Here is a 21776-nt window from a genome sequence, read left to right on the forward strand (position 1 = left end):
TTCCCCCGCCTCACTGGTCTTTGGGAAAGACCCCGGCGTGGGCTGCCCGGATGTCCTCCACCGAGAAGAAGGCCGAAGGACTGACGGCGCGAATGATGCTGAGGACTTTCCGGAGGTCCCTTCGCCGGACCACGGTGAAAATGAGTTTCACCGGTCCCCGGGTGCCCTGTCCGTTGAAAACCGTGACGCCGAATCCTTCGCGCTTTAGGGCAGAAAAGAGCCGCTCTCCGTCCTGCTGCAGGATCACTCGCACGATGACGTACCCTATGGCGAACCACTCTTCAATGTAGATACCCAGGAAGTTCCCCAGGGCAAATCCTGCGGCGTACCCCAGGAAGGCAAAAGGCGTCCTTGCATGGGTGATGAGCTGGCTCACCACTACAATCCAGATGAGGACCTCGAAGAACCCAAGGAGCGGGGCAAGGCTCCTCTTCCCGCGGGCGGTGAGGATGATGCGCAGGGTTCCCAGGCTCACATCGCCTACCCGGGAAGCGAAGACAAAAAGTGGCAGTATGACGTTCCCGTACCAGTCGAACCCCTCCATGATTCTCCCCTATTGTACCATGACGTTTCTGCACTCTGCTCAAGAAGGGTGCGAAAGATAGGAGCAAAGACCCTCTCCCGGTCAAAATCAGGGTTGAGGACAAAAAGCGTTCCTCCGTGACCCACGTTCGGGACCACAAAGAGGAAAGCGGTGTTGTTCTTCTCAAGGAGCTTCGCGAGGAGTTTCTCCGATTGCTCCCTGGGGGTGATTTCGTCTCTTTCTCCAACCACAAGAACATAGGAGATATGGGTGTGCTCCACCTGGAAAACCGGGGAGAGCTCCCTGAGGTTGTTCCTCCCCTCAAAGAGGTCGAAGAATACCCGGCGGATGAGGTTTTTGAAGGGGATATCGAGGGTTTCGTCATATGCGGGAAGGTCGTAGGGGCCACTCAGGAGGAATACCTGGGTGATGCTCCTCAGGACATCCTCCGGGAGCACGCCATGCTGCACGGTGGCCAGGGCTACAAGGTGCGCCCCAGCGGAGTGGCCGCAGAGGACAAACTTCTTTCGCCCCCCGTATTCCTCGATGTGGGTAAAAAGCCAGAGCAGTGCCTGGCGGATATCCCCGAGGATTCCCGAAAAGCGGACCTTCGGGTAAACCCGATAGTCCAGACTCACGAAGAGGTACCCCGCTTTGAGGACCTCCCGGGCGAAGTGGCTGTAGAGGACCTCGTCCTTTGAGCCTCCAATCCAGGTTCCTCCGTGGACGAAGACGAACACCGGAAGCTTTTCGTCGCTGCGAAGACGTAAAGGCACGAGGATATCGAGTGTCTGTCCCTTCTTTTTCCCATAAGGGATATCCTTGTAGACCAGGGCCTCGGCGTAGTCGGCAAGGATTGGAGGAGGCATGAAGAGGGGCTTTCCCGTCTCCGGTCTTTTCAGGCCAAAAAAGCGGGCGAATTCGTCCTTCATCCTTTCGTTTTCCCAAAAAGAAAAGGCAAACTGTTCTTGAAGCTTTCGGGAGAGGATTGAGGCAGCGTTCTCTAAGGAGATGTAGCTCAGAAGGAGGAAGAAGAGCACGAGAACCGTTGTACTCTGGAGCGCCGGGGTATGCCTTTTGCGGATCATGGCGAGGGAGCTCCGAAATCCCTTCGGGTCTTTGCGAAGGCTGTAGGGCTCACCACAACCTCAGTGGTATCGCTCTGGCCGCTTTTGTCAGAGGCAATGATGCGATGCTCTCCCAGGGGAAGGGAGACGAAGAGGGTCCCCCCGGGCTGGCTCTGTCCGGCGTATGTTCCATCCACGAACCAGAAGATGGGTCCCTTTCCCCCTTCGGCGCGGAGAGGAAGACGGAGAAAAGACGCACCGGGAAGGGTGAAGTACCGCCGGCCGGGGACCGGGGAGACGATGGCAAGAGGAACGGCGTCCGGTCTTCCCAGGGCAGCCTGGACTTCCCCAGGCCAGGGGAAGGATGGATTTTCCGGGGAAGTGGTGTGGAGGTCGCAGACCTCAAGGGGAGAGACGCCCTTAAGGAAGGGTGCAAGGATTTTTCCCTCACAGCGGGCTGAGGCGATTTTCCCCGAAACCGGACAGACCTCCCGCCACTCGATATCCTTGGGACACCCATACCACACCCGTTCTCTCCCCATGAGGTGCTCCATGATGCGCAGGGCACAGGGGGCGGCAAGACGTATCCCCACGAGTTCCTCGTGGGGCAGGCCCCGGGGATCCCCAAACCACACAAGGACCGTGTAACGGGGGTTGTACGCCACGGTCCAGGCATCCCGAAGGCCGTAAGAGGTTCCGGTTTTGAAAGCACAAAGGGGCGTGGGGAGTGTCCTTTTCGGGAGAGGGTTGAAGCGGAAACGGTCGGCGAGGATTTCGGCAACCATGTAGGCGCTTCCCGGAGAGAATATCCGCTTGTTCTGCGGGCCTTCGTCCTCGCGGAAGAAACTCAGGGAGATTGCCTCCCCAAGGCGGGAGAGGGCGGTGTACGCCCTGGCGAGTTCCAGGGGCGTTACCTCGCATCCCCCAAGGACCAGGGAGTCCCCGTAGAAATCGGCGCTCCTTTGCAACCCGGAGAATCCCAAAGTCTGCAGAAGACCCAGAACGTCCTCAAGGCCAACCTTTCGAGCCACCCGCACGGCCGGGACGTTCAGGGACAGGGCCAGGGCCATCTCGCAGCTCACCGGTCCCCGGAAGCCTTCGTCGAAGTTGCGGGGGACGTTCCCGCGAAGGCCAAAAGGGGTGTCGGCGATGATGCTTGAGGGGACGAGAAGCCCCCGGTCGAACGCCCGGGCGTACACAAAAGGCTTCAGGGTAGAGCCCGGAGAGCGAGGGGCCTGGAGGCAGTCCACAAAAGCCTGCTCGGGATCTCTGCGGAAGCGGGCGTTCCCCACATAGGCGAGGATTGCGCCGGTACTGTTCTCCACCACCACCGCGCAGGCGGTGATTTCCCGGGGTAAAGTAGTCAGAGCCTCGTTGAGGAACCGCTCAAGCCACTCCTCGAGGGAAAAGGAAAGGGAGGAGACAACCCGGGACGCAGTCGTGGTTTGCCGCAGGAACCAGGCGGCGTGGTATGCCAGACGGGGAAAGCCCCGGGGGATGGGAGGGGGAGAAGAGGCGTACAGGGCGTATGCTTCCTGAGAGATGATGCCTCTTCGGCAGAGACGTTCAAGAAGGGCATTCCGCCGCTTCAGGAAACCTTCAGGGTTTTTGTCGGGCCGGAACCGTTCTGGAGCAGGGAAAAGGCTCACCAAAGAAGCGGCCTCAAGGAGGGTGAGGTCCTTTGCGCTTTTGCCGAAATAGTACCAGGAAGCGGCCTCAACCCCTTTGATGTTGCCCCCGAGGGGAATCCGGTTGAGGTACGACTCGAGGATGTCCTCCTTTTTCAGGATGCGCTCAAGGCGCAGCGCCAGAAGGTATTCGCTGAGTTTGACCTTCAGGGTTCTTTCCCGGGGCAGAACAAGCCGCACAAGCTGTGTGGTGATGGTGGAGGCTCCAGAGACCACCTTCCGGGCACACAGATTCTGCCAGATTGCCCGACCCAGGGCGAGGAAATCCACACCGGGGTGGCTGAAGAATCTCCGGTCCTCGCTCTCCACCGCAAGGAGGGGCATCCACTGCCCCATCTCTTTGAGGGGTACTGGGATGAGCCATGCATCGTCTGGAGAGCGAAGAAGGCAGAGCAGCCGTCCCTCCCGGTCGTAGAGCGCAAAAGAAGAAGTATAGGTACAAAAAGGAGTCACCTCAAGGGGGAGGGAGAGAAGGTACATCCCTCCCCCACAAAGGACCACACCTCCTACAAGCACACTCCAGAGAATGCTGCGTCCTCTTTTCCGCATCATTCCACCCGGAGCGTTCCACCTCCAGAGAGACTCGATATCCCTGGATTGTACATGCACTCTGCCTGTATTGGAGCTACGGTGAACGTCCCGGGGGTAATGGCCGTGACGCGGTAGCGGTATGATACCTTCCCTTCAAGGTGCGAGAAGAAGAACACCACCCGGTCGTCCCGGCGATCCACAAAGACCGTGAGCGTTGCTTCCCCGGTTTCCCCAGAGGTTTCAAAGTGGGCGAACTCCAGTCCTCCGGGGAGAAGGTCCACCACCACGACGTTGTCGAGGGGCCTTGGGGCTTCAAGCTCAAGAAGGACCAGAATGTCCTCACCCCGGGGAACAGGGTCTTTCAGGGGATTCCCTGAGGCATCGAGGTACGTCCTCCGGACCGCCATGCCCCGGTCCCAGGGTGATGGAGGCGTTGCCGGCACACCCTCGGTATGGAGAAGGTAGAAGATCTTCCCCTGGCCTTCGTTCCGGATGGTCCACGGCGGGGAGGGGAGGAGGGTGAGGTCAAGACTTGCCCGGTCCCTGCCGCTAAAGGAGGCAAGGGTCTCGCCGGTTTTCCCAAGGATTTTCGCTTCGAAGGTTTCGGCTCGCTTTTCCTGAGCAAAGTACCGGGAAAGGGCAAGGAGGAGAAACGCCGCTTCCTGGGTGGAAAGGTATGCCCGTTCCCTGAGAACCTCCTGGAGTTTCCCCGCAAGGTACGTTGCCCGGGTGTGGGTGGGGTCAAGCTCAAGCTCAAGGAGGAGGGCTAAAGCCCCCTCCCGCAGGGGCGATTCGTACACCCCACCGCTTTGAGGCTCTCCGGAGAAACCAGGCGTCCACTCCCCAACTAGGCTACGGGCAAGGTCCTTTTGACCAAGGAGCGCATAGGTGAGGGCGAGGAAGAAGACTCCTGACCCCCTGAGGGACGTTCGTTTTTCCCGGAGTTCCTCAAGGGTACTCAACGGCCTCTCTCCAGAAAGCGCAAGGACATAGGCAGCGTAGGCTTTGGCAGTGTAGAAATCCCGGAGTTCTTCTTCCCAGGTGGTGTACGGTGGCATGGTGAGAAAGCGCAGGAGGTAGCTTTTGGCTTCCTCAAGGGATGAGGAGGGAATGTCCACACCCCGTTTGTGCGCCTCCAGGAGGAAGTGGTAGGCGTACGCCGAATCCCAGGGACGGCTTTCCCCTCCCGGCCAGGCACTGAAGCCACCATCAGGGGTCTGGAGGGAGAGGATTCGGCGAATCTTCCGCATGAGGTGTTTTTCGGCCAGTGCCCGAGGAGCAAGGAGGGGGTCAAGGTCCTGCAGGTATTCTGGAAGAAGCAGGGCCACCCAGCCACTTGACGTCGTCTGCTCCAGGCACCCGTACGGGTACTCCCAGAGGATTGAGGCAAGACGCCTGAGGTCCACATCGGGAGTGCCAGAGAGAAGCAGTTGCCCCCCAAAAGTCCGGGTCACGAAATTCTCCGGAATGTCCAGGGTTTCCTCCTCACCGGGGTTAACGCTTCCGGCAAGGGAGACGGTGATTTTCGGCGTGGCCGGACGAACAGGGAAGCGGAAGGACTCGCGCTTTGTCCTTTCTGCAAAGCGCACAAGAAGGGTCATCTCCGCATCTCCGACAATCCCCAAAGTTTTTGCCGAAAAGTAGGCCACGTCTTTCCCCCGGGGTGGGAGGGTGAGGGTGACTTCTTTCGGGGTAACCTCGAGGAGGTCATTGGTCGAAAGGGTGAGCGTCACCTGAGTGGGGGTATCGTTTTTCGAGAAAACCGTGACCGGGATGGTAAAAGAGTCTCCTGGAGCCAGAGCCCTGGGATGGAGAACCTCGGCGACAATCTCCTCCTCAAGGAGAACCTCTGTGGCGCCGGTGCCGAGCCGGTCTTCCTTAAAGGCCAGGGCCGCTATTCGCGCTGTTGTGGCCACATCGGGAAGGGCAAGCTCAAGCGTGACCTTTCCCTCTTTGTCGGTGACAAGACCCGGGACGAAGAGGGAGAGGATTTTGAAGAATGCAGGACGGAGGAAGGAGAGCTGTGCCTTGAGGAAGGCCTCTTCTGGAGCACCTCCAGCTGGATGGAGCAGGGGAGTTGTTGAGGGTTCACCCAGAATGAGATTGCTGTAAAGGTCAAAGGTTCCGACCCCAAGGCGCCGTTTGGCGGAAAAGAACCCCAGGAGGTCGGGGACGGGTTCATTGGTGAGCGCAAGGATGCCAACGTCCACAAGGCTTAGGGTGACTTCGGCCCCGGGAACAGGGTTTCCGTGGGTATCCCGGACCATCACCGTGCAGGGGAGTTTCTCCCCTGGGTGGGCACTCGTTTGGGTTGTGATGGTCACCACGAGGCGATGGTTTTCCTGGTCCACGAAAAGGGGTGTGACCCCCAGAGCCCGAAGTGGACCCTCTTGTGGAGTGCCTTCCTGAAGGAGCACGAGGGAACAGTAGGCGTTGGGGGCCATGGCCTCGGTAACCTCGAAGCGAATTTCGCCGCTTTCTTCAAGCGCAACAACCTGAGCGGACACGATGGTGTCCGTTTCCACGGTGAACAGGGCTTTTCCGGCGAATGGTGCCCGGTACCGCAAAACAGCCTCTTCCCCCAGGCGGTATCGGGGTTTGTCGAGGACAAGGTTGAGGCGGTCCGGCAGGGCCTCACCCTGGGGGGCAAGACCGTACCGCCCAAAAACAAAGAACCTGCGGGTGGTGGTGCTCAGATATTGGGGCTCGCTCACCTCAAGGAGGTACTCTCCGTAAGTTTTAGGTGTGAAGGTGTAGGTTCCCTTCCCTTCGGCAAGGGAAAGGAAAGTTTCCACCTCAGGCACCCATTCCTCCTCTTCCCGGTACCGCAGGCCCTCTCCCTCTTCCGGGGCGGAGAGTACAAAATGGCGCAGGATCCGAAAGATCCGGAGGTTCACCCCGGTTGCTTTCGGCTTTCCCTCTCTGTCAAGGGCCACAAGGGCAATGGTAAGGGGGACTCCCGGTTCAAACTCCCCTTCCGGGAGGGCCACTCCCAGGTACACGGGATAGGGAGAAACCAGAATGTTCAGGCTCTCGCTCACCGGGCGGCCGGCAGGATCGCTCACAGTGACGGTAACTTTCCCGGTGAGGAGGGCAGGAGGGCGGAGGTCCGAAGGAACCGTGAAAGAGAAGGACGCCCTTCCCTCTTCGTTGAGCGTCCCCTCCCCAAGGGGAAGGGTGAGGGGGGAAAAGGTCGCTTCTTTGTTGCCGAAGGTGTAGGTGGCAAAATCGGGGAAGGAGGGGAGAGTGCTCTCAAAGACCACCTGGGCAGTGAAGGGGAGTCCAGATGCCTTCCGGCCGAAGAGGTACTCGCCGGCAACGTCCACACTCACGTCCTCCCCCGTTGTGACCGAGAGAGAACTTGCCTGAAGGTTAACCCGGAGGCGAGGAGGAACGAACTCCTCGACAAGGAACTGCCTCTCCGCAAGAACCGTTTTCCCGTCAGGGAGGGTCAGGGAGAGGACGTATGCTCCTGTGAGGGCGTTCTCCGGAAGGAGAAGAGAGAAGGTGGCCCCACCCTGAGGGGAGAGCATGGTGCTTTCTTCTGCAATTTCCCGACCCAGGGGGTTTCGCACTGCAAACCGGACGGGGAAAGCTGGCGGCGGAAGGAACCCCGGTCCCCGGACAATGGCCTGGGCCTTGAATTCTTCGCCTGGCCGGAACACTCCTCTGGGGAGGTAGAGAAAGGCCTCGTAGCCTTTCCGCAGGTATTCCCGCCCGGTGATGTCAAAACCACTTGTGGCGAAGAGTTCACCCTCTAAGACCAGGAATGAGAGGTCATCCGGGGTCTGCACCGTGACGATGTAGGGTCTGGTCTTTTCGTCCCAGGGGATGTCCCGAGTTCCCAGGAAGAGCCCTTCTTCATCGCAGGTTCCTTCAAGGAGCAGCTGGTTGGTTCGGGAGAAGACTTTAACCCAGGCGTTGACAAGGGGTGTTCCATCCCGCAGGGAATTGGCCCAGACGAGGACACCCTGGGGGAAGACTTTGGCGACGATGCCAATATCGGTAAAGGCCACAAGGTGCTCGGCGAAGGCCCAGCTCTCATCGCTTGCATCCTGGGCGATGAGGAGATACGTTCCCTTCCGGTTTCCCGTGAGGTGCATAAGGTCTAAAGCTTTCCGCACAGGGACGTTGGGAGGACTGTCGTTGAAGAGCGTCTCTTCCCAAACGAGTTCCCCTAAGGCCTCGGCAGGAACCCGGGGGAGGTTCGCCAGGGCGATGGGGATGTTGTTGTCGTAGAGCCGCCAGAGGAGCACCCGCACCTTGGGAACGTTGAGGAGCGTTACGGGAATTCGTGCCCCCAGCGCCTCGGTGATGTAGGTCCCGGTGATGGGGAAGGCAACGAAAGGATAGAGATCGGGGATGATGATGGCCTGGGTGAAGTCCTCAAGGAGTTTCGCTCCGTTCCTTGCCTGGGCCCCGCGCTTTACGGTGATGACCTTTCGTTCCCTGGGGAGAAAAGGTCCAACAATGGCAAACCCTCCGTAGCTTCGGCGGACCGTAAAGGGGGATGGAGGATCGACGCGGATGAAGGGAGCCAGGGCTTCCGGGTCAACAGGCGTGGAGGTATTGAAGGTGATAACACAGGACTCAGGGCTCTCGAAGTACACCCAGTTCCCCAGAATCTCAAAGGCGTAGGTGACTTCAAGGGTCTTCCGGTAGGCGCCCTCAAGGCCCAAGGGACCCCGCTCGCTCGTGAGTCCGGGGAGGATTTCCACGGAAAGCACCGGTTCTTGAAGGGGAACGGTTGTCAGGTAGAGCCTGGTGCTTGCCGGACCCAGGGGGAGCGCGTAGGGGACTTCGTTTCCCCGGGCATCCCGGAGCGTCAGAAACCCCCGGAGTTTCTGGGGAAGAACGGGAAGGGAGAAACTGCACTCCAGCACCACCCCACCCTCTTCGGTATAGTCCACCTGCTTGATGCCAAGGACCCTGAGGGGTTCGGTGGAGAGGGTGAAGTCGTGGCGTCCGGCAAGGAGCCTGCCCCGCACATCCCGGAAGTCATCCCGGAAACGGAAAACGTACCGGGTGGCTTCCCGGAGCGCTCCTTTGGGCTTCAGCACCAGGGTTTTCTCATCCTCCCAGAGGAACTGTCCCTGGAGGGGTGGATTGATGGAGAGGGGAAGGAAGGAGAAGTCCCGGAAAACCCCAACATCCTCGCGTGTGACGACCTCCCGGGAGAAAACGATACGGATTTCGGTGAGCACCGGTGGAACCATGGTGTCGGGGGGTGGCAGGATGGAGAGGATGGTGAACTCTTCCTCCTGGGCGAAAAGGGAGCCGCAGAGCGCCAGGACCCCGACCGCCACGAAAACAGCCCCACAGAAGAGGCGACCTTTCATGGGGGAATACCCTCCTTTCCCCTCTATCATACCACTTCACAGGACTTTTTGAAGCCGAAGGTCAAGGTCCACGAGGTTGAATGCCCGGAAGTACTTGTCAAGAGCGCGTTCAATGGCTGTGAGGACGATATCCTCCGGGAAGTACCCGTTTCTTTTCAGGTTCTCGTAAAGCAGTGCTCTTTTCGCCACCACTTCCGGCTGGGCCCAGATGTACCGGCATCCCGTTTTCACCAGCCACATTTTCCGCTCTCTGGGGAGTTCCAGGAGGTCCTTCCCCATTTCTTCAGGGAGGAGCCATTTCTTCCAGCGGCCGCTTTTGCGGACTTCCTGGGTGAGGACTTCAAGGATTTCCGATTTTTCGACCACCAGCTTCCGGGCAAAGAGCTCCTCTTCTATGTGGGCGAGCTCAGCCAGGGCGTTGTACTCTTCTTCGGTGAACTCCGGGCCCACGTTGGCTGCCCCCATGCCCGATTTCGGATAGTCCTCGGGGTTCTCCACGTAGTCGGTGTAGTGTCCCTTGATGAAGGACCCATACGATCGGGCCTTTTCGGAAAGCACCCGGGCAACCTGGGGGTCAAAAAGCGTGGTGTGGAGGTCTGTTCCCACCTTCCCCACCACGAAAATCGGCCAGACTCCCTCAAGCCCCCGGGCTTTCAGGGCGTCTTTGAGCCCGGCGAGGAACCGCTCGAAAACCCCAAGGTCCGCAAGCCCCCCATGGACCTCTTCGGTTCCCACCTCATAAGAAATGGGAGGAAGTCCCCGCTTTTTCCGGTGGTTTTCTGCATGCTCGATGAGTTCCACCGTCCGCTCAATGACCGTCTCCACAGGGAGCGTCGTCCCAGGGGGCAGGGTTCGGTCCACAGTGGGGTCAACGTGGAGGAGGTCATACCCTGCGTCAATTGCAGCCTCAAACGACCGCTTCACCCAGTCCATGCACGTTTTGAGGTCCCATCCCTCGATAGTGTGCCGGTCTTTCACCCATGGTCCCCCATGGTCCAGGGCGATGATGATGAGCCCCTCAAAGTGGATGGCCTCGGCCTCCTGTTTCACGAGCTCCACGAATTCCCCCTGGGTGAGCCCCGTGTACCCCCGGTCGATGTCCACCTGGTTCAGCGTGGCGGCGAACTTCACCGGGGCCCGGGCTCGTTTGGCTGCCCGCAGGGCTGCCCGGATGACCGTCCGGGAATTGGGGCACACGGCAAGGAGCGTCTGGGGTTTCCCCTCAAGCCCTGCCAGCTCCTGCATTTTCCGCATCAGGAAATCGCAGACCGGGACACCAGCCTTTTGAGCTTTCTCCCGGATGGGGCTTGTGTCAACCGTTTCGCGAGGGAACATCCTCTTCCTCCTTCCTTAGAAACGCTCCAGGAATGCTTCCACCTCTTCCCAGGTTGGAGCTCCTTCCATGGGACCCTTTCTGGTTACCGCCAGGGCTCCCACGGCATTGGCAAACCTCCCCGCCTCCTCCACGCTCATCCCCTGGGAGAGGGCTGCCAGGAACCCGGCGCAGTAACAGTCTCCTGCCCCTGTGGGGTCGACTTCCTCCACAGGGAAGGCCGGAAGCGTGTACACTTCCTTTTTCGTTACCACGGTGGAGCCGCGCTTTCCCTGTTTGATGGCCACAATCTCCGGGCCTTCTGAGAGTACCTTCTCTGCAGCCCTCAGGGGATCTTGCTCTCCGGTGAGGACAGAGAGTTCCTCTTCGGTGGGGAAGACGATGAAACTCTCCCTGAGAATGGGCAGGAAGAGCTCCCGGGCCCGGTCCTTCCCCAAAAGCTCGGGCCGGAAATTGGGGTCAAAGCTCACGCGCTTTTTCGCTTCCCGGACGATACGGATAGCCTTCTCATAGGAAGCCCGGCAGTTCTCATTGATGAGCATGGTGGAGCCCATAACGTGCAGGAGGTCCACTTTTACGAAATCCTCCTCCCGCACGTCCTCAGGGAATATCTGCCCTGAAGCCGCCCGGGAGATGTGGTAGATGAACTTCCGGGAACCATCGCTGAAATAGGTCACAAAGGCCACTCCGGTGGTGAAGTCGTCGAGGATTTTGATGCCCGAGGTGTCCACTCCGTCTTTCTGTAGCCGCTCAAGGACGAGAAAGCCAAAATCATCCCGCCCAATGGCACCGACGAAAAAGACCTCTCCCTTCAGACGGGCCAGGCAGCCGGCGAAAATTGCTGGGGCCCCGCTGGGGTACGGCCCAAGGAAAACCCCGGGAACACCCAGAGGAACGTCCACCTTATCCCGCATGATTTCTACGAGGAGTTCTCCCATGCATCCTACTCGCATAGCCTTTCCTCCTTTCTTCCCAATACCTTAGCGCAAGACCAGAAAAGCCTCAAGCGAAAAAACGGAAACTCTCCATCCCTCATTGACAGGAGAAGAGCATTGTGTTATATACATGACAGAATCTGTGTAAATAATAACACCTCAGGAGGGAGCGCCGGCTTCCTCCTGAACGAATGGAAAGGAGTAGGGAACGATGGGCGAAGTCTACTCAGATGCTCTGGGCATGATTGAGACTCGTGGGTTTGCGGCGATGGTGGAGGCAGCTGACGCTATGGTCAAAGCGGCAAAGGTGGAACTCGTCGGATACGAAAAGATTGGCGGAGGGTACGTCACCGCTATCGTACGAGGGGACGTGGCGGCAGTGCGGGCGGCTCTTGACGCCGGACAGGTTGCAGCGGCAAAGGTTGGAGAGGTCGTCTCCGTCCATATCATCCCGCGTCCTCATCCGAATGTGGACGAGGTTCTTCCTCTCGGTCGGGGCGGCAAGAAGAAGGATATCACTATCGGCGAAAAGGATTGAGAGGGAGAACATTACCCCATGATTCTCGCCAGAGTGGTGGGGACGGTCGTTTCCACCCGCAAAGAGGAGAAAATCAAGGGCATCAAGTTCCTGCTCCTTGAGAAAATTGACCCTGTGACGCTCCAGGGGAAAGGGGATTACCTTGTGGCCATGGACTGTGTCGGGGCAGGAAAGGGAGAAATCGTTTTCTACGTTTCAGGAAGCAGCGCCCGGATGACTGCGATCACCGAGGGCAAACCAAGCGATGCCGCCATTGTGGCGATTGTGGATGAAATTGAAGTCGACGGGAAAGTAGTGTACCAGAAGGACGCTGTTGTGACCACGTGACCAGAGGAGAAGGCATGATTCTGGCTAAGGTTGTTGGAACGGTGGTGGCAAGCCAGAAAAACGATGGTATTACCGGAGGGAAATACCTTCTGGTGCGGGCCTGCGATACCCGGGGGAGAGAAAAGGGCGAGTACCTGGTGGCCCTTGACCTTGTGGGGAGTGGAAGAGGTGAAGTTGTCCTTATCTCCCAGGGGAGTTCGGCTCGCCAGACCGAGTTCACCTACCAGAAGGCCATAGACTGTGTCATTGTCGGCATCGTGGATCGCATAGAAGAGAATGGCCAGGTCGTCTTCCGGAAGGAAGAAGAGCGATGACAGTTCCCGAAGCCGTCAAAGCCATGGGAGTGGTCGGTGCAGGAGGGGGAGGCTTCCCTACCCATGTGAAGCTCTCTCGCTCCGTTGAGGTGGTCATTGCCAACGGTGCGGAGTGCGAGCCGCTCCTTGGGAACGACAAGCTCGTCATGGAAGAAGAAGCAGAAGCAGTGGTTGCGGGTCTCTGTCTCGCCATGGAAGCGACCGGGGCCAGAAAGGGCGTCATTGCTCTGAAGGGCAGAGGTTCTCCCGCGGAGGAAGCCCTCCGGAAAGCCTCTCAGGGGAAAGAAGGCCTCAGCATTTTCCCTCTGGGCGATTACTATCCGGCGGGGGATGAGTTCCTGCTTGTGCGGGAGGTCACCGGGCGTATTGTTCCCGAAGGAGGGATCCCTCCTTCGGTTGGCGTGGTGGTGCTGAACGTTGAGACGCTCCGGAACATTGCCCGGGCTGTGGAAGGGAAACCGGTGATCGAGCGCACTCTGACCTGTCAGGGGGAAGTTCGCCGGCCTTCGGTCCTCCGGGTGCGGGTGGGGACACCCTTTGAGAAGGTTCTGGAGTACTGCGGCGGCGCCACGGTGGACGACTTCGTCCTCCTTGTGGGAGGGCCGATGATGGGGTCGGTGACCACCGACCTGAAGGCTCCGGTAACGAAGACGACTTCGGGTCTTTTTGTCCTCCCCCGGGACCATGTTCTCGTGCAGAAGAAGACCCTGCCCCTTCCCTTCATCATCAGGCAGAGCAAGACCGCCTGCTGCCAGTGCACGTACTGTACGGAGTTCTGCCCCCGGTATCTTCTGGGGCATGACCTGGCTCCACACAAGATCATGCGGCAGATTGCCCTTGGGCTTGATGTGCCCCCCGAAGTCATCGAGCGTGCGGTGCTCTGCAGCGAGTGTGGCCTGTGTGAAATTGCCTGCCCGATGGAGCTCTCTCCGAGACTGGTGAACCGGGCGATCAAAGAGCAGTTCCTCAGGATGCAGTATCGACCGGTGTTTCCCCAGAGGGTTCTGCAGACCCGTGTGGATTTTCCGTACCGGAAGGTTCCGATGTTGCGGGTCAAGGGGAGAATCCGGGTTGAAGAGTACGAGAAACGCCCGCTTTTCCGGATGCGGGAGGTTCCGCCACCGGAGCGGGTTGAGCTTCTCTTAAAGCAGCACGCGGGGGCTCCGGCTCAAGCAGTGGTCAGGGTAGGGGATGTGGTGCAGGAGGGAGACCTTGTGGGAGAGGCAGAGCAAGAGGTCAGTGCCCGTGTGCATGCCAGCATCGGGGGGCGTGTCGTCTTTGTCGATGACGAGCGGGTGGTTATTGAGGCCCGGTAGCTGAGGTGGACGAATGGACATCGTCGTTCTGGGAGCACTGGAATTCAATTCCATCGCCATAGGCATCAAGGCCCTGGATGCCATGGTGAAGGCTGCACCGGTGAGGGTTGTTGATGCGAAAACCATCTGTCCGGGGAAATTCCTCATCGTGGTGAGTGGTGAGGTGGCCGAGGTTGACGCCTCGCTCACCGCGGGGAAAGAAGCCGGAGAAGGTTGCGTGGTGGATGAACTCTTCATCCCCAATCTCCATCCCCAGGTTATCCCGGCCATTCTGGGGACGGTGGTCTGCGAGATGTGGGATGCCGTAGCGGTGGTCGAGTCCTTTTCGGCCATCGCCAGCATTGAGGCGGCCGATGTGGCGGCAAAGACGGCCGATGTCCTCATTACCGAAGTGCGTCTGGCGGTGGGTATGGGTGGGAAATCGTACGTGAAGATGATGGGGGATGTCCACGAGGTGGAGGCAGCCGTCTCGGCAGCAAAAACGGTGATTTCCCAGCGGGGACTCCTCTGCAAGGAGGTCATCATCCCCAGTCCCCATCCCGATATCCGGCCGTACTTCCTCTTTTGAAGGTGGGGTTGACGTATGGAGGTTAAGGAAGCCGATATCCGCTCCATTGTGGAGCAGGTGATTGAGAGACTCGAAAAAAGCGGGGTGCTCCCGAGAGCTCCAGAAGTTCAGGGGGAGCCTCCTTTGCGGGGCGCAGGGGTTTTCGAGAACATCGAAGAAGCGGTGAGGGCAGCCCGGAAGGCTCACGAGAAGCTCATGGAGCTTCCCCTTGAGACCCGTCGTAACATTATCCGTGCTATCCGGAGGGTTTCTGTTCGGGAAGCGGAAACCCTTGCCCGGATGGCTCATGAAGAAACGGGAATGGGTCGCGTGGCGGATAAGGTCGAGAAGAACCGCCTCGCTGCTTTAAAAACGCCGGGGGTGGAGGACCTTGAGCCCATGGCCTTCACCGATGAACATGGGCTCACCCTTGTCGAGCGGGCACCCTACGGGGTGATTGCCTCCATTACTCCGTCCACCAACCCCACCTCAACCATCATCAATAACACCATCAGCATGGTGGCAGCGGGAAATGCCGTGGTTTTCCACCCCCATCCGGGGGCAAAGCGCTCATCCTGCGCTACCGTGACGCTCCTCAACGAAGCCATCGTCGAAGCCGGGGGTCCTGAGAACCTCGTCTGCGCCATCGGAAGCCCCACCCTTGAGTCTGCTCAGGCGCTCATGAAGCACCCCGTGGTCCGCCTTCTTGTGGTCACCGGTGGGGGAGGGGTGGTCCAGGCGGCTATGGCAAGCGGCAAGAAGGTTATTGCTGCCGGCCCCGGAAATCCTCCCTGCGTGGTGGACGAGACGGCTGATATTGCCAGGGCGGGTCGGGATATCGTCCTCGGCGCCGGTTTCGACAACAACATCGTCTGTGTCTGTGAGAAGGAAATTCTTGTGGTGAACGAGGTTGCCGAGGACCTCGAGAAGGCCATGGAATTCAACGGGGGTTTTCGGCTCAATCGGCACCAGATGGAAGAGGTCACGCGCCTGGTCATCGATGAACCGGGGGGACCGGGAAAGCCTGGAAAGCCAAAAAGGGAGTGGGTTGGGAAGGATGCGTCACTCATTGCCCGGGAAATCGGCCTTCGGGTTCCCGAGAACACGAGAATTCTCTTCGGTGAAGTCGATCGGGATAACCCCCTGATCTGGACGGAGCAGTTGCTCCCCGTGATTCCTGTTGTGCGTTTCCATGACGTGGAAGAGGCCATGGAGTTTGCTGTGGAGTGTGAGCACCATTTCCGGCACACGGCGGTCATGCATTCCCGGAATATCGCCAATCTCTCGAAAATGGCGAAAATGATGGACTGTTCCATCTTTGTGAAGAACGGCCCGGCGTACAGTGGGCTCGGGAAGGGTGGCGCTGGTTTCACCAGTTTCACCATTGCTACCCCCACCGGGGAGGGTCTCACCCGCGCCCGGACCTTCACCCGGGAGCGGCGCTGCACCCTGGTGGACTACTTCCGCATCGTGTGAGGAGGAGGGAACATGAGGCTTGCTCGGGTTATTGGGACAGTGGTGGCCACGCAGAAGGTTCCCTCCTTCGAGGGCATCAAGCTCCTCCTCATTCAGCCTCTTGATGAGAACCTCAAAGAGGTTGGGTCTCCGCTTGTTGCCTGTGATACGGTTCAGGCCGGTCCGGGAGACATTGTCTTTTTCGAGGGAGGGCGGGAGGCAGCGCTGGCGCTCCCGAATTGGTTCAACCCCTCCGATTGCACGATTCTGGGTATTGTCGATGCGGTGAATGTTGAGGGGGGTGCATCCCCATGATGCTCGGGAAGGTTGTGGGGAATGTGGTGGCAACGGCAAAACTCCCCATCCTCCAGGGTCTGAAAATCATGGTGGTGCAACCCCTTGACGGGGAAAGACGACCAAAGGGCCAGACGATTCTGGCGTTCGATATGGTCCAGGCAGGGGTTGGGGATACGGTGCTTGTGATCGATGAGGGGAATTCCTGCCGGACGATTCTTGGTGATCCCCAGGCACCAATCCGAATGCTCATCGTGGGAATCGTGGATGAGATTGAGCAGTAGGGGGAGAGACGATGCCAGAACGGAGCTTTTCCCGAGTCGTCCAGAACGTGGTGGGAGGGCTGCATGCCCTGGGAACTTCCCCAAAGACCGAGCCTGACCCCGTGAACCAGAAGGACCATGTGGTACGGGTGGCCATTGGCTCGGACCACCGGGGTTTCGAGGCAAAGGAAATCCTCAAGCGGTACCTCACCTCTTTGGGGTACCGGGTGTACGATGTGGGGACGTTCAGCGGAGACCAGAGCGTGGATTACCCGGACTTTGCCGTGAAGGTGGCACAGAAAGTCGCCTCCGGGGAGTGTGAACGGGGAATCATGATTGACGGGATGGGCATCGGTTCCTGTATGGTGTGCAATAAGGTACGGGGTATTCGGGCGGCGCTCTGCTATGACCGGGACAGCGTCATCAACAGCCGCGAGCACAACAACGCCAATGTCCTCACTCTTGGAGCCCGACACTCGCCGGAGGAACTGTGTGAGCTCGTGAAACTCTGGCTTGAGACGCGATTTGCCGGGGGACGGCACTGGTCCCGGGTGAACAAAATCATGGCGGTGGAGAGGGGTCATTTCGGACCATGAATCGAGAAGAGCTTATCGAACGGGTAACAAAAGAGGTGTTGGCCAGGCTTCAGGGTGTTTCCCGGAGTGAGGAACAACGGGTGCGTGCTCCACAGAGCTCCTCAGAGTGTACCTGTGACCTTGTTGTGACTCCTTCAGACATTGCCCGCTACATCGACCATACCCTCCTTCGGCCTGACGCCACAAGGGCAATGATCGAGAAGCTCTGTGATGAAGCTGTGCAGTACCGTTTCTACGCCGTGTGCGTGAACCCCTGCTGGGTTGCCCTGTGCGCCCGGAGGCTCAGGGGAACAGGGGTGAAGGTCGCCACCGTCATCGGCTTCCCCCTTGGAGCAACCGATAGCCGCACCAAGGCTTTTGAAACCCGCAATGCCATCGAAAATGGGGCCGATGAAATCGACATGGTCATCAACATCGGAGCGCTGAAATCCCGGGACCTCAAGACCTTCGAAGAAGACCTCTGGGCGGTGAAGCGGGCCTGCCGTCCCACGACGGTCACCAAGGCTATTATCGAAACGTGTCTTCTCACCGATGAGGAAAAGGTCCTGGCTTCTGAAATTATCAAGAAGGTGGGGTATGACTTCGTTAAAACCTCCACGGGGTTCTCCACGGGAGGTGCCACCGCCCGGGATGTCGCGCTGATTCGGAGAACCGTTGGTCCCAAAATGGGGATTAAGGCTTCAGGGGGCATTCGGACCTTTGAGGACGCAAGGCTCATGATTCTTTCCGGGGCCACTCGTCTTGGGACGAGCGCCTCGGTGAAGATTGTCACGGGAGGCGAGTGAGGGAGGAAACATGGAGCGCCTCGATGAGCTTGTGGCGTACATTGCCGAAATCGTGGTCCAGGAACTCCAGGGTGCTCCAAAGGTACCGGGGGGAGAATGCACCATTCCTGTTGAGGTTTCAAACCGCCACTGCCACCTCACAAGAGAGACCTTTGAGGTGCTCTACGGCAAGGGGAAGGAGCTGACTCCGCTTCGGGAACTCTCCCAGCGAGGGGAATTTGCTGCTCAGGAGACGGTGACGCTCGTTGGCCCCAACATGCGCTCCATTGAGGGTGTGCGGATTCTCGGCCCTTTTCGCAAGTTCGACCAGGTGGAATTATCTTTCACCGATGGATTTTATCTGGGAATGGACCTTCCGGTTCGTCTGAGTGGGGATGTGGCAGGATCTCCTCCCATCACCATTGTGGGCCCTAAGGGCTCGGTGACGCTCAAAGAGGGGGCAATCCGGGCTATGCGTCACCTCCATGCAAGCCCGGAAGAAGCAAAGAGGCTTGGTCTACGAGATGGGGAGAAAATCGCTATAGAGGTGCCCGGACCCATTGGGGTGGTTTTCCAGAATGTGATTGTCCGGGTTTCCCCAAACGGCCGGCTCGCGTTCCATATCGATACCGATGAAGCCAATGCCGCCGGGGTAAAACGGAGAGGGTTTGGGCGGATTGTGAAGGGGTAAGAGGGAAGTGCGAAAGAATCCTGTGCCATGGACGTGGGTTAGTTACGCAACGTAGCACTTGATACCTAAGTCCTTTAGGATTTTCAGATATTTCTCAGGGATTCCTGCGTCGGTTATTACAATGTCGAATTCTTTGAGGTCTGCGAAGTAAGCGGTGGTGATCTTTCCAAATTTTGAAGAGTCAACGAGAAGGATTTTAGTATCTGAAGATTCAATGACGGCTCTTTTTGTTTCCACCTCGTGGAGATTTGCGCAAGTTACGCCAAGCTTATCGTCAACTCCCGCGGCAGATATGAAAGCTTTGTTTGCTCTCATTTTTCGGATTAGAGAAATCCCTTCAGGACTTTCAAACATCAAAGTGTTCTCATGAAAATATCCTCCTGGGAGTATAATGCGGCTGTTTTTACAGTGTCTGTAAACACTAAGGAGAGTATTTAAGCAGTAACAGATGATTGTAAGACTCATATTCGGCGGGATAAACCCAGGAAGATGTTCTGTTGTGGACCCAGTATCGATAACAATGGTATCCCCCTCTTGGACAAGGAGAGCTGCTTTCTTGCAGATTTTGATTTTTTCTTTGGTCATCTGTAATTGAGCCTTAGTGACGGTATATTCTTGCTCATCAGTGATGTTGGATTCTCTTTTTAGGATGGCTCCTCCAGGAATAAGCTTGAGGATGCCTTCTTCCGCAAGTTTCCGAAGATCTCTCCGAATAGTCATGCTTGAGACGTTTAGCTTCTCAGCTAGTTCTTTAATGCTAACCGCCCCGTTTTGAACAAGTTGCTTGCCTATATAGTCAAGCCGTTCGTTTTTTTTCATTATTTCACCCCCTGTTAACCAGGTAGTTATCGGACTGAACATTCACCTTATCTACACCCATTAATACACCCATTAATATGTTAACATTGCCCTGTCGTGAACATGAACAACTACAGCAAAAAACAATTGGTGTTAAAATTGTTACAATTACTAACGACAAAACTACCAGTGAGCCACGTTACTGTCAAGGCTTCATCCAAGTCTTTGAAAGATTTTTCTGGCGTACAGGTACGTAATTTGGCGTTGAATTTCTTACTTCTGTTATTGACAAAATTAGCAAAAATTTTTACAATTCTAACAGCAACAGGGGCTTCTAGGTCCCAAAAAATTCCTCGAAGGGAGGGTCTTAAGATGGCGGGAAAGGGAGTTAAGGTTCTGGTGCTGATATTGCTTCTGTTAAGTACCATTTCTGGAATCGCGGAGGCCAAACAACTCAAGATTGGCTTTGCCCATGTCGCGCTGAACTGTCCCTATTATCTTGCAATGAAGGCAACCGCAGAAGAAAAAGCAAAAGAGTATGGCGTTGAGTTGCTGTTGCTTAATGCTGAGAACGAGATAGAGAAGCAGATAAAGGATATTGAAACCTTACTTTTGCAAGGTGTTGATGCGTTGATCGTGAATCCCGTTACGGAGTATGGGTTGAGGCCAGTTATGCAAAAAGTAAAGGAGAAGGGGATCCCGGTAGTGGTTATAGATAGGCCGATGTATGGAGATTACCTTGTCTATGTGGGCATAGACCAATGGCAGGCGGGTAGGCTTCAAGGAGAGTTTATAGGCCAGCTGCTGGGAGGAAAGGGTAACATAATCGAAATTGCAGGTGATCCTGGCTGTCCTGCCGGAAAGGGTCGTGGAGGTGGTTTACGAGAAGTTCTCTCCGAAAAATATCCCGATATCAAGATTCTGGCCACGTATATGGCTCATTACAACAAAGCTGAGGGCATGAAAGCTATGGAGGACGCGATAGCAGCATATGGGGATAAAATTAATCTAGTATATGCACATAACGATGCTATGGCCTTGGGTGCGTTAGATGCCCTCAGGGCGGCTGGCATGACAAATATCCCTGTTTGTGGGGTAGATGGTCAGAAGGAAGCCTATTTAGAGATAATGAAGGGGGAGCAGTATAAATCTACCGTCATTAACAACCCATCTGAAATTACTGCCAAAGCTTTCGATATACTTATGGAATACCTGCAGACTGGAAAACTTCCAGAAGGTGTTACTAAAGGTGGAAAGGTTATTACAGGCACCATATTAGTAACCAAGGAGAACGTGGAACACTACTACGATCCCGATTCTATCTTCTAGTTACGTTGCTAACCTGCGCACGAGGCGGGAGAAAAAACCGCCTTGTGCGCAGTGAGGAGGAGGAATCGTCGTGACCAGAGTTGTAGTTAACTCTCAGGAGAGTAGAGTCTTTTGGGGATTGGTTTTTCTCTTCGTGTTTTTCTCTCTTATTTCTCCGACCTTCAGAAGCTCAGAAAATTTGCGAAACCTCTTTAACCAGCAAAGTGTATTGGGTATAGCAACTATCGGCATGTCCATTGTGATACTTACTGGGGGAATAGATCTTTCGGTAGGGTCAATAATGGCCCTAGCAGGGGTATATTATTCAAACCTGATAAGAGGATATATGTTCACATATATGCCTCCTTTCATGAAAGTTTACGAAGAAGCGGGCAAGGTGAGTCCTGTTTTCCCCGAGCCATTTTCTTTAGTCTTTGCTGTCGGGTTAGTAAGTCTTCTTGGTGTCTTAACCGGTCTTATGGTGGCTAAGCTTCAAGCGCCGCCTTTTGTCGTTACTCTGGGAATCTCAGTTTTTGCGAGGGGTTTGGCGTATTCTATGACCTCTGGACAGCCGATCTTCTCTGTGCCTGACTACATCGTGAACGCTGGTTTTTCAACCGTTGCTGGGGTACCTGTTTTGACGGTAATTTGGTTCCTGATTGTTGTCCTATTCAGTTTTCTTCTTAAATATTCTTCTTTAGGCAGAAACTTATATGTAATCGGCGGTAACCCAGAAGCTGCGAAGTTGACAGGGATAAACACGCTTGGAGTCACGGTGTTTGCGTATTGGTCTTCGAGTGTATTGGCCGCTCTTGCAGGAATACTCCTTGTTGGTCGCATGGCCTCAGCGGATCCAAGGGTAGCTTCGGGGACAACCTTGGAGGCCATTGCTGCTGCAGTCATAGGGGGATTCTCCTTGAGTGGAGGCAAAGGAAACCTTGTAGGCACCTTAGGTGGTGTTTTGTTAATTGGGATAATCATTAACATCCTGAGTATACTGAACGTAGAATTCTATACGCAACAAGTAATTAAGGGCTTAGTAATTATTGGAATGGTGGCGCTTATATCTGCTGGGGAAAGACCTTTGACCCGTGGCTTGTGGTGAGAGCAAGCTTCTAGATTCCTCAGAGTCGACTTTCAGGGAGTGGT

At 56.7% G+C, this 21776-nt stretch carries 20 protein-coding genes; 13 read left to right on the forward strand and 7 right to left on the reverse strand.

The window, feature by feature from the left end; all coding sequences use genetic code 11:
* Positions 1-10: 10 nt before the first annotated feature.
* Genes ACPT9Q_RS06620 through ACPT9Q_RS06645 form a run of 6 tightly spaced genes read right to left on the reverse strand, consistent with a single transcriptional unit; the run spans position 11 to position 11434 of the window.
* Positions 11-544 carry a DUF2179 domain-containing protein gene (locus tag ACPT9Q_RS06620; RefSeq protein ID WP_427365328.1) on the reverse strand — a complete coding sequence of 178 codons (534 nt, stop codon included), beginning with the start codon at positions 542-544 and terminating at the stop codon, positions 11-13.
* Positions 481-1611, reverse strand: coding sequence for an alpha/beta hydrolase (locus ACPT9Q_RS06625; protein ID WP_427365329.1), 1131 nt, complete (start codon positions 1609-1611; stop codon positions 481-483). Before ACPT9Q_RS06625 ends, ACPT9Q_RS06620 begins: the two co-directional genes overlap by 64 nt.
* Positions 1608-3830: a penicillin-binding protein 1C gene (gene pbpC, locus ACPT9Q_RS06630; RefSeq protein WP_427365330.1), complete on the reverse strand. Its 2223-nt coding sequence runs from the start codon at positions 3828-3830 to the stop codon at positions 1608-1610. The genes ACPT9Q_RS06625 and pbpC overlap by 4 nt, the downstream gene beginning before the upstream one ends.
* Positions 3827-9148 carry an MG2 domain-containing protein gene (locus tag ACPT9Q_RS06635; RefSeq protein WP_427365331.1) on the reverse strand — a complete coding sequence of 1774 codons (5322 nt, stop codon included), beginning with the start codon at positions 9146-9148 and terminating at the stop codon, positions 3827-3829. The genes pbpC and ACPT9Q_RS06635 overlap by 4 nt, the downstream gene beginning before the upstream one ends.
* Positions 9149-9184: 36 nt before the next feature.
* Positions 9185-10483: a class II D-tagatose-bisphosphate aldolase non-catalytic subunit gene (locus ACPT9Q_RS06640; RefSeq protein ID WP_427365332.1), complete on the reverse strand. Its 1299-nt coding sequence runs from the start codon at positions 10481-10483 to the stop codon at positions 9185-9187.
* Between the two features lie 15 nt (positions 10484-10498).
* Complete coding sequence (locus ACPT9Q_RS06645; protein WP_427365333.1) at positions 10499-11434, reverse strand: carbohydrate kinase family protein; 936 nt, start codon at positions 11432-11434, stop codon at positions 10499-10501.
* 193 nt (positions 11435-11627) lie between these two features.
* Between ACPT9Q_RS06645 and ACPT9Q_RS06650 the strand changes: the two genes are divergently transcribed.
* From ACPT9Q_RS06650 to pduL, 11 genes are all read left to right on the forward strand, one after another.
* Positions 11628-11954, forward strand: a complete 327-nt coding sequence (locus ACPT9Q_RS06650) for a BMC domain-containing protein (RefSeq protein WP_017873728.1) — start codon at positions 11628-11630, stop codon at positions 11952-11954.
* Positions 11955-11972: 18 nt separating this feature from the next.
* A complete protein-coding gene (locus tag ACPT9Q_RS06655) occupies positions 11973-12281 on the forward strand; it encodes a EutN/CcmL family microcompartment protein (protein WP_017873727.1) in 309 nt (102 codons plus the stop codon).
* Entirely contained in the window at positions 12278-12595 is a 318-nt protein-coding gene (locus tag ACPT9Q_RS06660) for a EutN/CcmL family microcompartment protein (RefSeq protein ID WP_427365334.1), read from the forward strand. Before ACPT9Q_RS06655 ends, ACPT9Q_RS06660 begins: the two co-directional genes overlap by 4 nt.
* Positions 12592-13911, forward strand: coding sequence for a 4Fe-4S dicluster domain-containing protein (locus ACPT9Q_RS06665; protein ID WP_427365335.1), 1320 nt, complete (start codon positions 12592-12594; stop codon positions 13909-13911). Before ACPT9Q_RS06660 ends, ACPT9Q_RS06665 begins: the two co-directional genes overlap by 4 nt.
* Positions 13912-13924: 13 nt before the next feature.
* Positions 13925-14479 carry a BMC domain-containing protein gene (locus ACPT9Q_RS06670; RefSeq protein ID WP_427365336.1) on the forward strand — a complete coding sequence of 185 codons (555 nt, stop codon included), beginning with the start codon at positions 13925-13927 and terminating at the stop codon, positions 14477-14479.
* Between the two features lie 15 nt (positions 14480-14494).
* Positions 14495-15934 carry an aldehyde dehydrogenase family protein gene (locus ACPT9Q_RS06675; protein ID WP_427365337.1) on the forward strand — a complete coding sequence of 480 codons (1440 nt, stop codon included), beginning with the start codon at positions 14495-14497 and terminating at the stop codon, positions 15932-15934.
* Positions 15935-15946: 12 nt separating this feature from the next.
* Positions 15947-16228, forward strand: a complete 282-nt coding sequence (locus ACPT9Q_RS06680) for a EutN/CcmL family microcompartment protein (protein ID WP_427365338.1) — start codon at positions 15947-15949, stop codon at positions 16226-16228.
* Entirely contained in the window at positions 16225-16491 is a 267-nt protein-coding gene (locus ACPT9Q_RS06685; RefSeq protein WP_017873722.1) for a EutN/CcmL family microcompartment protein, read from the forward strand. Before ACPT9Q_RS06680 ends, ACPT9Q_RS06685 begins: the two co-directional genes overlap by 4 nt.
* Positions 16492-16502: 11 nt before the next feature.
* A complete protein-coding gene (rpiB, locus tag ACPT9Q_RS06690; protein ID WP_427365339.1) occupies positions 16503-17066 on the forward strand; it encodes a ribose 5-phosphate isomerase B in 564 nt (187 codons plus the stop codon).
* 191 nt (positions 17067-17257) lie between these two features.
* Positions 17258-17851: a deoxyribose-phosphate aldolase gene (gene deoC, locus ACPT9Q_RS06695; RefSeq protein ID WP_427366735.1), complete on the forward strand. Its 594-nt coding sequence runs from the start codon at positions 17258-17260 to the stop codon at positions 17849-17851.
* A 10-nt stretch (positions 17852-17861) separates the two neighbouring features.
* Positions 17862-18521 (forward strand): phosphate propanoyltransferase, encoded by a 660-nt coding sequence (gene pduL / locus ACPT9Q_RS06700; RefSeq protein WP_427365340.1) that lies wholly within the window; start codon positions 17862-17864, stop codon positions 18519-18521.
* Between the two features lie 42 nt (positions 18522-18563).
* Here the strand turns inward: pduL and ACPT9Q_RS06705 are convergent, their stop codons facing one another.
* Entirely contained in the window at positions 18564-19340 is a 777-nt protein-coding gene (locus tag ACPT9Q_RS06705) for a DeoR/GlpR family DNA-binding transcription regulator (RefSeq protein WP_427365341.1), read from the reverse strand.
* 351 nt (positions 19341-19691) lie between these two features.
* Here ACPT9Q_RS06705 and ACPT9Q_RS06710 point away from each other — a divergent pair, with 351 nt between their 5' ends.
* Both ACPT9Q_RS06710 and ACPT9Q_RS06715 read left to right on the forward strand, forming a co-directional pair.
* Entirely contained in the window at positions 19692-20648 is a 957-nt protein-coding gene (locus tag ACPT9Q_RS06710) for a substrate-binding domain-containing protein (RefSeq protein ID WP_427365342.1), read from the forward strand.
* 70 nt (positions 20649-20718) lie between these two features.
* Entirely contained in the window at positions 20719-21732 is a 1014-nt protein-coding gene (locus tag ACPT9Q_RS06715; protein WP_427365343.1) for an ABC transporter permease, read from the forward strand.
* The last annotated feature ends 44 nt before the right edge of the window (positions 21733-21776 follow it).

It is taken from the genome of Candidatus Caldatribacterium saccharofermentans, assembly GCF_050267035.1.
Taxonomy (GTDB): domain Bacteria; phylum Atribacterota; class Atribacteria; order Atribacterales; family Caldatribacteriaceae; genus Caldatribacterium; species Caldatribacterium saccharofermentans.